Here is a 13850-nt window from a genome sequence, read left to right as displayed (position 1 = left end):
CCTGAGAGTTAGCCCATCACCGCGAGATGGTCGCTGTAGAACAGCCCCAGGCCGATCGCGGCGCAGATGCCCGCGATGATCCAGAACCGCACCACGATGTTCACCTCGGACCAGCCGGCCAGCTCGAAATGGTGCTGCAACGGCGACATCCGGAAGACCCGCTTGCCGGTGGTCTTGAACGAGATGATCTGGATCACCACGGACATCGTGATGATCACGAAGAGGCCGCCGATGATCACCGAGAGCAGCGTGGTCCGGGTGGCCACCGCGAGGCCGCCGATCAGGCCGCCCAGGCCGAGCGCCCCGGTGTCACCCATGAAGATCCGCGCCGGGTTGGTGTTCCACCACAGGAAGCCGACGCACGCGGCGGCCGCGGCCGCCGCGATCAGCGCGATCTCCAGCGGGTCCCGGACCTGGTAGCAGTGCGTCTGGGTGAGCTCGTTGGTGAGCCGGTAGTCGTTGTCACCGCACCAGTGCCGGTACTGCCAGAAGCCGATCAGCGAGTACGCCCCGAGGACCAGGATCGACGAGCCGGTGGCCAGGCCGTCCAGGCCGTCGGTCAGGTTCACCCCGTTGGACATCGCCATGATCACGAAGACGAAGACCATCACCGAGCCGACCTTGCCGACGTCCAGCCAGCTCACGTCCCGGATGAAGGAGATGTGCTCGCTGGCCACGGTTTCGCCGTTGGTGCTCGGGAAGTACAGCGCGGCGATCCCGAACCCGGTGCCGACCAGCAACTGGCCGAGCAGCTTGCCCTTGGCGGACAGGCCGTCCGAGTTGCGCTTGCGGACCTTCAGGAAGTCGTCCAGGAAGCCGACCGCGCCGCAGAAGACGAACAGGCCCAGCAGCACCAGGGCGGTCATGGTGGGCCGCTCCTGGGCGATCTGCCGGTCCGGGAGCGTGGTCAGGGCGAGGTGCCCGGCGACGTACGCGAAGACCGTGGCGAGGATGAACGCCACGCCACCCATGGTCGGGGTGCCCTTCTTGCCCATGTGGGTCGCCGGCCCGATGGTGCGGATCGGCTGCCCGGCCTTGAGCGCCGAGAAGACCTTGATGGCAATGGGGGTGCCGAAGAGCGAGATGAGAAAGGCGACCGCGGCCGCGACGATGACTGCCCTCACGTGGGCTGAACCTCCTCGGGGCGCCGCAGCCAGTCGGCGACGTCCCATGTGCGGTACCGGGAACCCTTGACCAGCACGACGTCGTCGGCGCGCAGGTCGGACTGCAGAATCTCGATGGCGGCGGCCTGGTCGGCGGCGAACAGGGCGGTCCCCCGCCACCCGGGTGCCGCCGCGGCTCCGTCCAGGATCGGGCGGGCGTTGTCCGCCACCGCGATCAGCCGGTCCACACCCAGTTCGGCGGCGAGCCGGCCGACCTCGGCATGCCCGGACACCTCGTGCTCGCCGAGCTCGGCCATGTAGCCGAGCACGGCGGTGGTGCGCTTCCCGGCGCCCATCGCGGCCAGCGCGTGCAGCGCCGCCGCGGTCGACGACGGATTGGCGTTGTACGAGTCGTCGACGACCGTCACCCCGTCCGGCCGCTCGATCACGTCCATCCGCCGCCCGGAGACGATGCCCACCTCGCCGAGCGCGGTGGCCAGGTCGTCCAGCGGCATCCCGGCGGTCAGCGCGGCCGCCGCGGCGGCCAGCGAGTTCGCCACCTGATGCCGCCCGGCCACGCCGAGCCGGACATTCCTCACTTCAAGACCATGATGGAGGACGTACGACGCCCGCCCCGCCGAGTCCACCGTGACCCCCGTGGCGCGCAGATCGGCGTCGGCCGCCTCGCCGACCCGCAGCACCCGCGCCCCGGTCCGCGACGCCATCGCCGCGACCAGCGGGTCGTCCGCGTTGAGCACCGCGACCCCGTCCGCCGGCAGCGCCTCGACCAGCTCGCCCTTGGCCCGCGCGGTGCCCTCGATCGAGCCGAACTCGCCGAGGTGCGCGGCACCCACGTTGAGCACCAGGCCGATCGACGGCCGGGCGATCCCGGTCAGGTACCGGATGTGCCCGATGCCCCGGGCGCCCATCTCCAGCACCAGGAACCGGGTCTCCCGGCCGGCCTGCAGCACCGTGTACGGGAAGCCGAGCTCGTTGTTGAGCGAGCCGGCCGGCGCCACGGTGGGCCCCAGCCGGGACAGCAGCTGCCCCAGGTAGTCCTTGGTGGTGGTCTTGCCGGACGAGCCGGTCAGGCCCACCACGGTCAGCTCGGGCAGCCGGGTGAGCACCTCGTGGGCCAGCTTCGCGAGCGCGGCCAGCTGGTCCTCGACCACCACCCCGGGCGCGCCGGCGTCCCGGGTGCCGAGCACCCCGGCCGCCCCGGCCGCGACCACCTTCGGGCCGAAGTCGTGCCCGTCCGCCTTCTCCCCGGCGAACGCCACGAACAGCCCGCCCGGGCCCACCCGGCGGGAGTCGTACTCCACGCCGCCGGTGACCGTCTCCGAGCCGTCGCTGTTGACCAGGTGGCCGCCGGTCACGGCGGCGATCTCGGCCAGTGTCATCGGGATCATGCGCGGCCCTCCAGTGCGGCGGCCAGTTCGATCCGGTCGTCGAACGGCAGCACCTGGCCGTTCACCTCCTGGCCCTGTTCGTTGCCCTTGCCCAGCACGGCGATCACGTCGCCGGTGGCGGCCAGCCGGACCGCCTCGACGATCGCGGCCCGCCGCCCGGCCACTTCGACGACCTTGCCGGCGTGCGCGTCCTCGGCGCCACGGCGCACCCCGTCCCGTACGAAAGCGGGGTCCTCGGTCCGGGGGTTGTCGTCCGTGACGATCACCAGGTCGGCGCCCCGGGCCGCCGCCTCGCCCATCAGCGGCCGCTTGCCCCTGTCGCGGTCACCGCCGGCGCCGATCACGCAGATCAGCCGGCCGCCGCGGGCGGTGGCCAGGTCACGCAGCGCGGCCAGGGCGGCGACGATCGCGTTCGGCTTGTGCGCGTAGTCGACCACGCCGAGGATCCCGCTCTGCGCCGGAACCTGTTCCAGCCGCCCGGGCACGCCCCGGCAGTCCCGCACGCCGGCGCCGGCCACCCGCGGATCGATGCCGGTCGCGACCAGCAGCGCGATGGCCAGCAGCGCGTTGGCGACGTTGTGCAGGCCGGGCAGCGCCACACCCGTCTCGACCGTCACGCCGTCCGGGCCGTGGGCGGTGAAGAGCTGACCGAACGCGGACGGGCGGACATCGGAGGCCCACCACGTGGCGGATTCGTCCCCGGCCGCGGAATAGGTCACCGTTTCCGGGGTGGCGAGCGACATCACCGCAGCGTCGTCCCGGTTGAGCACGCCGACCGCGGACCGGCCGTCGAAGAGCCGGGCCTTGGCCGCGAAGTACTCCTCCGACGTCGGATGGAAGTCCAGGTGGTCCTGACCGAAGTTGGTGTAGCCGGACGCGGCGAACCGGATGCCGTCCGCCCGCCCCATCACCAGGGCGTGGCTGGACACCTCCATCACCACCGCGGAGACCCCGCGCTCCACCCCGACCGCCAGGATCGCCTGCAGGTCGGTGGCCTCCGGAGTGGTCCGCACGCTCTTCACGGTGAAGTCGCCGAGCCGGGTCTCCACCGTGCCGACCAGCCCGGTCACCCGCCCGGCGGCCCGCAGGCCGGCCTCCACCAGGTACGACGTCGAGGTCTTCCCGGCCGTCCCGGTGATGCCGATCATGGTGAGCCGCCGGGACGGCTCGCCGTAGATCGCCGCGGCGGCCGCACCGAGCACCGCTCGGGGGTCGTCGACCGTCAGCACCGGCAACCCGGCGGCGAGCGCGGCGTCCCGCCCGGCCGGATCGGTCAGCACGGCCGCCGCGCCGGCTGAGGCCGCCGCGTCGACGAACTCGGCGCCGTGCCGGTTCGCGCCGGGCAGCGCCGCGTACAGATCACCTGGGCGCACCGCGCCACTACTGTGAGTGACCCCGGTGACATCGATGTCACCACCGTGCAGCGTTGCCCTCAGCAGCTCAGCGAGCCGCGTGAGGGGGAGCGGTGCGACGGTCTCGGGTCGGGGAATGCCGGACACGGCGTCAGACCCTACCCGGTAGGCCAGGTGTTCCTGTCAACGCCATCCGGCCCGGCTTCATCCATGGATCTTGAAAGTCGGCGGTTTCGTCGTGGACGGCGGCACCGAATTGCGCAGCAGCGTGTCCGACATGATCTGGGCGAACGCCGGAGCGGCCACCTCACCGCCGGTGCCCTTAGCCACGTCCATCGCGACCGCGACCACGTAGCGTGGGTTCTCCGCCGGCGCCATCCCGACGAACGAGCTGGCGTTGTGGCTGGTGTACTCGCCGTCGACGACCATCTTGCCGGTGCCGGTCTTGCCGGCCACCCGGTAACCGGGCACCTGGGCCTTCACCCCGGTGCCCTCGCTGTCCTCGACCACCGTCTCCATCAGCGTGCGCAGCTCCGCGGCGATCTTGGCGTCCAGCACCCGGTGCGTCTCGGGCGCCGGCGCCGGGGTCGTCGTGTGATCGGTTCCGGACACCGTCGCCTTGATCAGGTGCGGCTGGATGTACACGCCGTCGTTGGCGATCGCGCCGTACCCGGCCGCCATCTGCACCAGGGTGGCCGAGACGCTGTGCCCGATCGGCACCGACCCCTTCGCCGACCCGCTCCAGTTCTGCGGCGCCAGCAGCTCACCGGGCGCCTCACCGGGCATGCCCTCGCCGGTCGCCTTCCCGAGCCCGAACTTCTGCTGGTACTCGTAGATCTTGTCCTTGCCCAGCCGGCTGCCGATCTGGATCGTGCCCACGTTGGACGAGTAGGCGAGGATCCCGGCGATGGTCAGCCTGCTGCCCTTGGGCTGGACGTGGCTGTCGTTGAACGTCTTGCCGCCCTCGACGATCGCCGGCGCGACCTCCACCGTCGAGTCCGGGGTGATCAGACCCTCCTGCAGGGCCGCCCCGATGACGAACGCCTTGTGCGTGGAGCCCGGGTCGGTGACCACCGCGGTGGGCACGTCGATCCGGTCGGACGGCTGGTACTCCAGCGCCTTGGCCGCGTTGTAGTACGGATAGCTGGCCTGGGCCAGGATCTCCCCGGTCTTGACGTCCAGGACCACCGCGCCGGCCACCGTGGCGTGGTTGCGCTCCGCCTCGGCGTCCAGGATGTGCTGCGCGTTCCACTGGGTGAAGCTGTTGATCGTCAGCTGCAGCGAGCCACCCGGCTTGGCCGGCGTCTCCTGCTGGTACCCGCCGGCGATCGGACCGTCCAGCTTGCCCTTGCCGGACTCGAAGACCCACATCCCGTCGGTGCCGTGCAGCAGGTCGTCGTAGCGCGCCTCCAGTCCCTCCAGACCGTGCTGATCGTCGCCGATGAACCCGATCAGGTTCGCCGCCAGGTCCTTGCCGGGCAGCTCACGCCGCTCGTCGGCGTGCGTGTAGATGCCCGGCTTCTTCAGCGCCTCGATCTGGTTGGCCACCGACACGTCGACGCCCCGGGCCAGGTAGCTGAACTGCGACGCCTTTCCGTCGACCATCTTCGGCTGCATGCTCGCGGCCAGTTTGGAGGCCGGCACGCCGAGCAGCCTGGCCAGCGCCGCCGCCGTACCCGGGATGTCGTTCTGCAGCCGGGGATTGCTCGGGTCGGCGAAGATGTAGCGCGCCTCGACGCTGTTCGCCAGGATGTTGCCGTCCCGGTCCAGGATGCTGCCCCGCGCGGCCGGCAGCTTGATCGAATGCATCCGGTCGTTGCGCAGATCGACCAGCTTGTCCACCTCGGCCGGCGAGGTCGCCACCTGCAGCACCACCAGCCGGATGCCGATCATGGTGAACAGCGACAGCGCCAGGATCGTGCCCAGCCGCAGCCGCCGTGTGCTGTTGGCGAGCTTCGGCGGCTCGGCGGGCACCGGCCGGAGCCGGCGCGCCGGCTCCCGGCCCGGACCGCTTCCGCCGGTCACCCGCCGTCGTGCCCCGGCTTCCGGATCGGCGGTACGCCGTGAGCGGGGCTCGTCCGCGGAGGCCTGACGCGCCCTGGGGGCACGCGCCCCGTCGCGCCCGTCCCGCCGGGCCGGCGCGGCCTCGCGGGCCGGCCGGGGGTCGCGCCGCTCCGCCCGCTCGCGGGCCATCTCCCGGGGGTCACGCTTCTCGCCGCGCTCGCGGCCGGTCTCGCGCGGGTCGCGTTTCGCCGCGCGTTCCCGGGCGGCCTCGCGGGGGTCACGCTTCCCGGCGCGCTCCCGGGGCGCGCGGTTGTCGGCGCGCTCCCGGGGCTCACCGTTTCCTACGCGCCCCCGGGGCTCATCACTCCCGGCGCGTTCCCGAGGCTCAGCGTTCCCGGCGCGTTGCCGGGGCTCAGCGTTCCCGGCGCGTTCCCGGGGCTCAGCGTTCCCGGCGCGTTCCCGAGGCGATCGTCTCTCGGTGCCGGGGGCCGGCTCGCGGGAGTTCCGGCCGCCGGCCGGCTCCCCGGCCGGGCGGGCGGCGCGCTGCCGGGTGCGCGGGCCACCCTCGCCACCCTCGACCACCTGCAGCGCCGGGCGGAACGGGTCGGCGGTGCGGCCGGTCCGCGGGGTGCGCCCGCGCTCGGCCACGGTGCGGCCGCGGGGCGTGTAGGCCCGGGCCTCCCCGATGCTGGAGAACCCGCGCCGGTCGGCGCGCTCCGGCTGCTCGTCCGTCCCCTCGGCGGGGACGGCACGTGACGCACCGCGCCGGGGCGGAGTGCCCCGGCGCGGTGTCTCGTCGTCGGCTCGCGGCGACACGGCTTACTGCCCCGTTCCCACTACGTTCTGACCGGCGCCGGCCTGCCCGGCGTTCTGTGCGGTGGTGCCCTGCCCGGTCGCGTTCTGGCCGGTCGCGGCCTGGCCGGTGGTGCCCTGACCCGTCGTGCCCTGGCCGGTCGCGGCCTGGCCGGTGGTGCCCTGGCCGGTCGCGGCCTGGCCGGTGGTGCCCTGGCCCGTCGTGCCCTGGCCCGTCGTGCCCTGGCCCGTCGTGCCCTGGCCGGTCGCGGCCTGGCCGGCCGCGGCCTGACCCGTCGCGGCCTGGCCGGCGGCGCCGTGGCCGGTGCTGCCGGTCGACGGCTGCTGGGCGGTCACCGAAACCGCACCCCTACCCGGCGTCGGTGTCCGGATGATCTTGCCGTCCGGCAGCCGGATCATCGCCGGGTTGTCGGCCGGCACCAGGCCCAGCTTGCGCGCGGCGACCGCCAGATTGCCGGGGCTGGACGCCTGGATCAGCTGCTGCTCCAGCTCCTGCTGCTGCTCGTCGAGCGCGGTCTGGTTCTTGCGGAGCGCGTTCAGCTGGAACGACTGCTCCATGGTCTTCGTGTTGATCAGCAGGATGCCGACCACCCCCACCAGCACGAGCACGATCAGCCCGGCCGCGAAGGTCGGCCGCGGCGCCCGGATCGGCAGCGGCGGCGCGACCCGCAGCCGCGGCAGCGCCGGAGCGGCCACCTCGACGGTGTCCAGCCGCTTCGCCGCCGTCCCCTCGACCATCAACCCGGCCGTCACCGGCTCGCCGCGCCCGATCCCGGACCCGCGCGTGCCGCCCGTCGCCCCGCGCCCACTCCCGGCCCGGCGAGCACCGGGCTGCGCCGCCCGCTCACCCCCGGCGCGGCGCGTGGTCGCCCGCGCCTCCGGCTCCACAGCCGCCCGACGGGTCGTCGCCCGCGCCTCCGCCTCCACAGCCGCCCGACGGCTCGTCGCCCGCGCCTCCGGCTTGACAGCCGCGCGGCGCGTGGTCGCCTCCGCGTCCCGGTCGATGCCGGCGCGGCGGGCGTCCGCCGGGCGCCCGGTCACGTCGGCCGTCGCGCGCGTGTCGTTCTGCCGGGAGGTCTGGCGCGCCCCCCGGGCGCCGGTTCCCCCGGTCCGGGTGTCGCGGCCGGCTCCGCGTGCGCGCTCCCCGGCAGTGGAGCGCGGCTGCGCCGCACGGCCCCCCGACCGCGGCGCCTCTCGCTCGCTCATGCTTTCCCCTCCCCCTCCTGGTTCAGCCCCGGGCGTCGCCGCCCTTGTCCCCCGTGCTCGGCGACCATCCGGGGCCGTTCGCGGCCGGCCCCGCCCGGCTGGTTCGCCGTCTTACCCAGTTCGATCCGTTCCACCGCGCGCAGCTTCACCGAAGCCGCCCGCGGGTTCTCCGCCACCTCCGCCTCGCTGGGCAACTCCGACCCCCTGGTCAGCAGCCGCAGCGTCGGACCCGTCCCGGGCAGCTCGACCGGCAGGTCGATCGGCCCGGTGCTGCGCGCTCTCGCGGTGAGCGCCCGCTTGACGATCCGGTCCTCCAGAGATTGATAACTCATCACCACAAGTCGCCCGCCGGGCGACAAGACGTCCAAAGCCGCGGGAATCGCGGACTCGAGCACATCCAGCTCGCCGTTGACCTCAATGCGTAGTGCTTGGAATGACCTTTTCGCGGGATTTCCACCCGTTCGCCGCGCGGCGGCCGGGATAGCGTCTTTGATCAGCTCCGCCAGCCGGGCCGTGGAGACGATCCGCGCCTTCTGCCGCTCCCGCACGATCGCGCTGACCACCCGTGGCGCGAACTTCTCCTCGCCGTACTGCCGAAGGATCCGCACCAGCTCGCCCGGCTCGTACGTGTTGACGACCTCTTCGGCGGTGATCCCCCGCGACTGGTCCATCCGCATGTCCAGCGGGGCGTCCTGCGCGTACGCGAAACCGCGGTCCGCCTCGTCCAGCTGCAGCGAGGACACGCCCAGGTCGAAGAGTCCGCTGTCGATCGCCGGGATGTCGAGCTCGTCGAGCACCCGGGGCAGCTCGTGGTAGACCGCGTGCACCAGATGGATCCGCTCGGCGAACCGGGCCAGCCGGTGCCGCGAGTGGGCGAGCGCCTCGGTGTCCCGGTCGAGTCCGATCAGGACCGCCTCCGGGAACCGCTCCAGCACCGCCTCGGCGTGCCCGCCCAGACCCAGCGTGAAGTCGACGTGCACCGCGCCGGGCCGGGCCAGAGCCGGACCGAGCAGCTCGAGGCAGCGTTCCAGCAGCACCGGAACGTGCGCGCCGCGCGGCTCCCCCATGTCGACCCCCATTGACCCACCCGCTCGCGTTCCACTCGGTTCGTTGCCGTGTTGCCGTGCCCTGCTGATCCGTACCGGCCCGGCCGCGCATCCGTACCGCCAGATCCCCATCCGCTCGCATCCCGCGCCGGCTGGCGCCGGCTGGGGACACGCGCCTGGCGCCGGGGAAGAGGCGCCAGGAGCGGGAGCGGCTGGAGATCTCGCAGTACGGCAGCAGTGGCGTCCGGGCCGCACTCCCAGCGGCCCACCGAGTGCCACGCCCTACAGTCCGCCGGGCAGCACCCCCTCCTGGATGTCGGCGAAGTCTTCCTCGCTCGCCGAGAGGTAGTCGTCCCAGGACTGCCGGTCCCAGATCTCGACCCTGGTGCTGGCCCCGATCACCACGAGATCCCGGCCGAGACTCGCGTACTCCCGCAGATGCGTGGGGATGGTGACCCGGCCCTGTTTGTCGGGGACCTCGTCGTGCGCGCTGGCGAAGAACACCCGGCTGTAAGCCCGGGCGGCCTTGTTCGTCACCGGCGCCTCACGCAGCTGGCCGGCGATCCGCTGGAACTCCGGCATCGGGAACACGTACAGACAGCGCTCCTGCCCTTTCGTGATCACGACACCTCCCGCCAGCTCGTCGCGGAACTTCGCCGGGAGGATCAGCCGGCCCTTCTCGTCCAGCCGAGGGGTGTGCGTGCCGAGGAACATCGGCCCCCACCCCTTTGCCGGGACGACCGTCCCTTCGCGGAGGGAGCGGACCGTCTGTCAACTCGGGCCGGCAGGCTCCGCGGTTCGAGTCCCAGGGTTTCGGTTCCTCGGTCCTGCCACTGGGCCCCACTCTACTCCACTTCCCTCCACCTGCAACCCGAAAGCAACCGCTCGCGAGCCCTTTTCGCGGACGTAATCCCAGTTCACAGGTGGTGGAGCAAACGCAGCCCGCCGAGCATGATCCACCACGTCCGGTTTCCGACATCCGGCTCAGCGGGCGGAAAACTCCCCCGGAAACGCCCACCGCACCCCGCACGAAAGCCCCGCAAACCCGCCCGTGGAGGAAAGTGGAGCCCTCCGGTGGAGAAAAATGGAGCCTCCACCCCGCCTCCCCCGGGCTCCTGATCCACCCGCCACCGCGCTCCACTCCCGACCACCCACCCCCTGCGGGCCCACCCTCCACAGTCGCGCCACCACCCTTACCGGCCCACGCACCACCACCCCGCCCAGTTGGCCGCCGCCCGCCGGCCCCGGCGCCCAGGCCAGCGTCAGTCGAGGGGGCGAGCCGCGCGCGGCCGCGACGATCGCCCGGCGAGGCAGAGCGGGATGCGGACGGGGCGGGACCACCGACGTACCGGGAAGCAGGAACCTGAGGAAGCACGGACCGTGAGCCGACAGCGGCCGGAACGCCAGTGGGGCGCGATCCGATGCGGATCGCGCCCCACTGGCGTTGCTTCCTTACTTACTGCACTTACTGCGCTTACCGCCGCCGCCGTCCGTCATCCACCGGGAAACACCCGGCGGCAGCCGGTCGAGGCGGAGGCCGACGACTGGTCAGGCGATGCGGCGTACGACGTAGTTGCTGCCGTACATCTTGTGCTTGCCGACCCGGGCCCCGGTGTGCGGCGAGTCGTACATGTAGCCGCCGCCGGCGTAGATCCCGGCGTGGTAGCCGTACGACCCGGACCGGAAGATGATCAGATCGCCGGGCTGGGCCTGGCTCTTGCTCACCGCGCTGCCGTAGCGCTGCTGGGCGTCAGCCTTGTGCGGCAGGCTCCTGCCGGCCGCGACCTTGTAGACGTAGAGGGTGAAGCCGGAGCAGTCGAACCGTTTCGGTCCGGCGGCGGCGAACTTGTACAGGGCGCCGACGTGCTTCTTGGCTTCGGCCAGGACCCGTGCGCCGCCGTTGGCGCGGACCGTGATCAGCATGCGTGAGCTGGAGGTCTGCGCGTAGCCGGTGCCGGTGAACAGGGTCCGGATGTAGATCGACGACTTGGGCCCGGTGGTGAAGGTGACCGCGCCGGTGCTGCTCTTGGTGGCCCACGTCTGCCACTTGCCGCCGCGGTAGCCCTGCAGGCGGATGGTGCCCTTGGCGATCTTGCCGGTCTTCGGGTTGATCACCTTGGCGGTGACCTTGAGGACGGATCCCGCGGTGATCCGGCGAGCGGTGGTCGTGGTGGTCAGCCTGGGCTGCACGAGGGTTTTGGCGGCGGCCGGCGCGACTGCCCGGACGGTGTTCGCGGCGGTGGTGACCGGCGTCGCCTCGGCTGCTACGGCGGGCGACGCGCCGATCAGCTGGCCGGCGCAGAGGCAGAGCCCCAGGGAGAGTGCTGCGGTACCGGCGCCGGACATGCGGCGGCCATGGCTCGAACGGTGTTCGTGCACGGTAAGGTTTTCCCTCCGGCACGCCTGCGAGGTTAGCTGTCGGGTTCGGGCGGGAAGGCTGCCCGGCCACCTGAGTGGCTTCACCCCAAGGTCCACGTCGCCCGTGGGGCGCGACGCTGGTGCGGACCGGGATTGGTTCCCCCGTCCCTGCCCCCTGATGCCTTGTCAGCTTTCGGTGCATTGCGGTGGTCGCGTCGACCAGTCCGGGGCAGGGCTCGGCGTGGTCCGGTCGGCGCGGCCGGCGAGCGGTTGCCGCCGGTGAATCTTTGGTACCCGACTTCGCCCTCGATCGTCAGGTGCGATGTGATTACTCACCGTGATTGGCACGTGAGCCACTGTCCAATTTGCTAGCTCCGGAAAACAAATGTCATTGCTTTGAGTGCTCGACCGCATACGATCTGTCGATCCAGGTCAGTGAACCAGAACACACATTTTTTCGGCCGGTAACCCGGACGAGCGCACACGCGGTAACTCGACCGGATTACCCGGCCCGCCATCGGGGACCGGACCTTCCGGCAACTCGACGTGACCCCGCGGTCCGGTACCCTCGCTGGCGTGACGGACGGGAAGATGCCCTTGCGGGCGATAGTCGCGACCACCGCGTCGAAGACCGCGGCGGCGCTCTCCAGGGCCGCGGGCCGCGGCGACGGCTCGGTGATCGGCGGCTGGATCGGCCTCAAGATCGACCCCGACCTGCTGGCGCATCTCTCCTCGGGCCGGGCGGTGGCGCTGGTCTCCGGCACCAACGGCAAGACGACCACGACGCGGCTCACCGCGGCCGCGGTCGGCGTGCTCGGCCGGGTCGCCACCAACTCGTACGGCGCCAACATGCCCACCGGGCACACCTCCGCGCTCGCGAAGGAGGGGCACACCCCGTTCGCCGTGCTGGAGGTCGACGAGCACTACCTGGCCCAGGTGATCGACGCCACCCGGCCCAAGGTGGTGGCGCTGCTCAACCTCTCCCGCGACCAGCTCGACCGGGCCAAGGAGGTGGCGATGATGGCGCAGCTGTGGAAGACCGCGCTGGCCGGCCACCCCGAGATCCGGGTGGTGGCCAACGCGGACGATCCGATGGTCGTCTGGGCGGCCGCCGGCAGCCCGCAGTCCATCTGGTTCAGCGCCGGTCAGCGCTGGCACGACGACTCGTTCGTCTGCCCGGAGAGCGGCCACCCGATCGAGCGCGCGAACGGCGACTGGTGGTGCACCGGCTGCCCGCTGCGCCGCCCGACCCCGCAGTGGGTGGTCGAGGAGGACGGCGTGATCGACCCGCGCGGCGACTGGCACCTGGTCAAGCTGCAGCTGCCGGGCAAGGTCAACCTGGGCAACGCGGCCACCGCCCTCGCGGTCGCCGGCGAATTCGGGGTTCGCCCGATCGAGGCGCTCCCCCGGCTCTCCCGGGTGACCTCGATCGCGGGACGCTACGCCCAGGTCGACCGGGACGGCCGCAACATCCGGCTGCTGCTCGCCAAGAACCCGGCGAGCTGGCTGGAGGCGTTCGACATGGCCGACCAGGCGCCGACCCTGCTCTCGATCAACGCGCGGGACCCCGACGGCCTGGACACCTCCTGGCTGTGGGACGTCGACTTCGCCCCGCTGCGCGACCGTCCGGTCCTGATCACCGGCGACCGGGCGTTCGACCTGGCCGTCCGGCTGCAGGTGAACCAGGTGCCGTTCCGGCACGTACACACCTTCGACGAGGCGGTGGCGCAGGTGCCGCCGGGCCGGCTCGAGGTGATCGCCAACTACACGGCGTTCCAGGACATCCGCGCGGTGCTCGACCGTGTCAACTAACACCGAGGTCACAGCATGAACGACAGCACCCTCCGGATCGTCTGGATCTACCCCGACCTGCTCTCCACCTACGGTGACCGGGGCAATCTGCTGATCCTGGCGCACCGGGCGGCGGCCCGCGGCATCCCGGTCGAGACCTACGAGGTCCGCTCGGACATGCCGATGCCGACGACCGCCGACATCTATCTCATCGGTGGCGGCGAGGACGGCCCGCAGGCGCTGGCCGCCCAGCGACTGATCGCCGACGGCGGGCTGCACCGCGCGGTCAGCCAGGGCGCCTCGGTGCTCGCGATCTGCGCGGGTTACCAGCTGTTCGGTCACTCGTTCTTCGCCAAGGGGACCAAATGTGCCGGGCTCGGCCTGCTCGACATCACCTCGGACCGGGGTGAGAGCCGGGCGGTCGGCGAGCTGCGGGGCGACATCGACCCGCGGCTGGGCCTGCCCCCGCTGACCGGTTTCGAGAACCACGGCGGCCGCACCCACCTGGGCGCACACGCCGCGCCCCTGGCCCGGGTGACCGGTGGCATCGGCAACGACGGGCAGACCGAGGGGGCCTGGGCCGGCAAGATCATCGGGACGTATTCGCACGGCCCCGCGCTGTCTCGCAACCCAGCGCTAGCCGATCTGCTACTGCGTTGGTCCACGGGCGCGGATAGGCTTGCGCCCCTCGACGACTCCTGGGCCGACCGGCTCCGGGGCGAACGGCTCGCCGCGGCGAGCCCGGCTTAAGACGGAAAGAGCTGCACG

Annotated in this window: 10 protein-coding genes and 1 riboswitch; of the genes, 2 read left to right on the top strand and 8 right to left on the bottom strand. The window is 72.1% G+C overall.

Going from position 1 to position 13850, the window contains the following annotated elements:
* Positions 1–8: 8 nt before the first annotated feature.
* The 8 genes from mraY to ACSP50_RS08345 all read right to left on the bottom strand — a co-directional run bounded on the left by mraY (position 9) and on the right by ACSP50_RS08345 (position 11279).
* Positions 9–1124 (bottom strand): phospho-N-acetylmuramoyl-pentapeptide-transferase, encoded by a 1116-nt coding sequence (gene mraY, locus ACSP50_RS08380; protein ID WP_014688729.1) that lies wholly within the window; start codon positions 1122–1124, stop codon positions 9–11.
* Positions 1121–2512, bottom strand: a complete 1392-nt coding sequence (murF, locus tag ACSP50_RS08375) for a UDP-N-acetylmuramoyl-tripeptide--D-alanyl-D-alanine ligase (protein ID WP_014688728.1) — start codon at positions 2510–2512, stop codon at positions 1121–1123. Before murF ends, mraY begins: the two co-directional genes overlap by 4 nt.
* On the bottom strand, positions 2509–4011 hold the full coding sequence (locus tag ACSP50_RS08370; protein ID WP_014688727.1) for a UDP-N-acetylmuramoyl-L-alanyl-D-glutamate--2,6-diaminopimelate ligase: 1503 nt from the start codon (positions 4009–4011) through the stop codon (positions 2509–2511). The genes murF and ACSP50_RS08370 overlap by 4 nt, the downstream gene beginning before the upstream one ends.
* A 57-nt stretch (positions 4012–4068) precedes the next feature.
* Positions 4069–6684 (bottom strand): penicillin-binding transpeptidase domain-containing protein, encoded by a 2616-nt coding sequence (locus ACSP50_RS08365; RefSeq protein WP_014688726.1) that lies wholly within the window; start codon positions 6682–6684, stop codon positions 4069–4071.
* 3 nt (positions 6685–6687) lie between these two features.
* Positions 6688–7887 carry a hypothetical protein gene (locus ACSP50_RS08360; RefSeq protein WP_014688725.1) on the bottom strand — a complete coding sequence of 400 codons (1200 nt, stop codon included), beginning with the start codon at positions 7885–7887 and terminating at the stop codon, positions 6688–6690.
* Entirely contained in the window at positions 7884–8966 is a 1083-nt protein-coding gene (gene rsmH / locus ACSP50_RS08355) for a 16S rRNA (cytosine(1402)-N(4))-methyltransferase RsmH (protein WP_014688724.1), read from the bottom strand. The genes ACSP50_RS08360 and rsmH overlap by 4 nt, the downstream gene beginning before the upstream one ends.
* A 249-nt stretch (positions 8967–9215) precedes the next feature.
* Positions 9216–9647 carry a division/cell wall cluster transcriptional repressor MraZ gene (gene mraZ / locus ACSP50_RS08350; RefSeq protein WP_014688723.1) on the bottom strand — a complete coding sequence of 144 codons (432 nt, stop codon included), beginning with the start codon at positions 9645–9647 and terminating at the stop codon, positions 9216–9218.
* An 834-nt stretch (positions 9648–10481) separates the two neighbouring features.
* Positions 10482–11279, bottom strand: a complete 798-nt coding sequence (locus ACSP50_RS08345; protein ID WP_014688722.1) for a C40 family peptidase — start codon at positions 11277–11279, stop codon at positions 10482–10484.
* A 39-nt stretch (positions 11280–11318) separates the two neighbouring features.
* Positions 11319–11500, bottom strand: a riboswitch (cyclic di-AMP (ydaO/yuaA leader).
* Positions 11501–11882: 382 nt separating this feature from the next.
* Here ACSP50_RS08345 and ACSP50_RS08340 point away from each other — a divergent pair.
* Together ACSP50_RS08340 and ACSP50_RS08335 are read left to right on the top strand one after the other, a co-directional pair.
* On the top strand, positions 11883–13103 hold the full coding sequence (locus tag ACSP50_RS08340; protein ID WP_014688721.1) for a Mur ligase family protein: 1221 nt from the start codon (positions 11883–11885) through the stop codon (positions 13101–13103).
* Between the two features lie 15 nt (positions 13104–13118).
* A complete protein-coding gene (locus ACSP50_RS08335) occupies positions 13119–13832 on the top strand; it encodes a type 1 glutamine amidotransferase (protein ID WP_014688720.1) in 714 nt (237 codons plus the stop codon).
* The last annotated feature ends 18 nt before the right edge of the window (positions 13833–13850 follow it).

Source organism: Actinoplanes sp. SE50/110, from assembly GCF_900119315.1.
Classification (GTDB): Bacteria; Actinomycetota; Actinomycetes; order Mycobacteriales; family Micromonosporaceae; genus Actinoplanes.
This window is presented reverse-complemented; position numbering and strand designations above follow the sequence as displayed.

What these genes read in the sequence shown, in the direction of transcription:
- ACSP50_RS08335 (WP_014688720.1), top strand. Translation starts at nt 13,119, where the DNA reads ATGAACGACAGCACCCTCCGGATCGTCTGGATCTACCCCGACCTGCTC.
- rsmH (WP_014688724.1), bottom strand. Translation starts at nt 8,966, where the DNA reads ATGGGGGTCGACATGGGGGAGCCGCGCGGCGCGCACGTTCCGGTGCTG.
- ACSP50_RS08340 (WP_014688721.1), top strand. Translation starts at nt 11,883, where the DNA reads ATGCCCTTGCGGGCGATAGTCGCGACCACCGCGTCGAAGACCGCGGCG.
- ACSP50_RS08345 (WP_014688722.1), bottom strand. Translation starts at nt 11,279, where the DNA reads ATGTCCGGCGCCGGTACCGCAGCACTCTCCCTGGGGCTCTGCCTCTGC.
- murF (WP_014688728.1), bottom strand. Translation starts at nt 2,512, where the DNA reads ATGATCCCGATGACACTGGCCGAGATCGCCGCCGTGACCGGCGGCCAC.
- ACSP50_RS08360 (WP_014688725.1), bottom strand. Translation starts at nt 7,887, where the DNA reads ATGAGCGAGCGAGAGGCGCCGCGGTCGGGGGGCCGTGCGGCGCAGCCG.
- mraZ (WP_014688723.1), bottom strand. Translation starts at nt 9,647, where the DNA reads ATGTTCCTCGGCACGCACACCCCTCGGCTGGACGAGAAGGGCCGGCTG.